Origin of the sequence: Frankia sp. Hr75.2 (genome assembly GCF_949319125.1) — a bacterium.
Classification (GTDB): Bacteria; Actinomycetota; Actinomycetes; order Frankiales; family Frankiaceae; genus Parafrankia; species Parafrankia soli.
The window spans coordinates 1-936 of record NZ_CASGGV010000185.1 but is presented as its reverse complement, the minus strand read 5'-3'; the positions used below and the strand labels follow the sequence as shown (position 1 = coordinate 936).

General features: G+C 65.7%; 1 protein-coding gene. It reads right to left on the bottom strand.

Translation table 11 applies throughout. From position 1 onward, the window contains the following. Positions 1-51 precede the first annotated feature (51 nt). Positions 52-648 (bottom strand): OmpA family protein, encoded by a 597-nt coding sequence (locus AC559T_RS14170; protein ID WP_241831175.1) that lies wholly within the window; start codon positions 646-648, stop codon positions 52-54. Between the last annotated feature and the right edge of the window lie 288 nt (positions 649-936).

The window sequence follows — 936 nt, the reverse complement described above, 5'->3', positions numbered from 1 at the left end:
TGACGCCTACACCCGGACAGTACCGCCCGTGCCGACAAGTCGTTCGACCGGCTATCCGGGGAGCCGGACGACTATCTCGACGCGCCGGTTGAAACGCTGACCTTCGGGGTCGGGTGAACCGTCCGGGTTGGCCTCTTCTGTCAGTGGCTGGGTGCTGCCGAGTCCGACCGCAGTGACCGCCGTGGCAGATACAGCGTGGTCGAGCAGGTACTGCTGAACGACCCGGGCGCGGTTTTCCGACAGGGTCTGGTTGCCTCTGACGGCGCCGGTCGCATCCGTGTGGCCGCGGACCTGGATCTCGCCGGCCGAGAACTGCGAGTTGATCAGGCGGATGGTGGCGTCGAGCGTGTCCGTGCTGCCGATGACGTCGCTGCCGGTCGCGAACAGGTTGTCGCTGTTGAAGACCAGAATGAACAGTGCGGTGCCGTCGGCGTGCCTCGCGGAAAGGTTTTCCCCGGAGATTCCGGTGAGGTCGATGTTGTCAGGCCCCGGCAGTCGGTAGAGCGAGCCCTCGATCAGCCGGGTTCCCTCTTCCGGCTCGTGGGCGTAGCCGCCGATGTCGCACGGGATGCGGATCACGAGTCCGGCGCCGAAATCCTGGGTGCCGCAGGTCGGGTCGGGCTCGCCGTCGTCATTGATGTCGTCCAAGCCGGGTTCGGCCCCGGGTGGCAACGACGTCGCGGACGATTGGTCCGGGGAGGTGTCAGCTGACGGGTCGGTAGCGTCGTCCGTAGGCGTGCGCGTCACCGCCGGGGGCGAGTCCGCAGCCGTGCCCGACTCGGAATCAGAGCTGCCGCATCCAGCAGCGATCGCACCAGTCATGAGCACGAGCAGTAACCGAGCCGCATTCTTGTGTCGCATCGATCCCCCATTTTACTTTCGGCGTTGCCGCATGTTAGCGGTGTTGACCTGCGGAAACGCACAACTGCCTGCTAG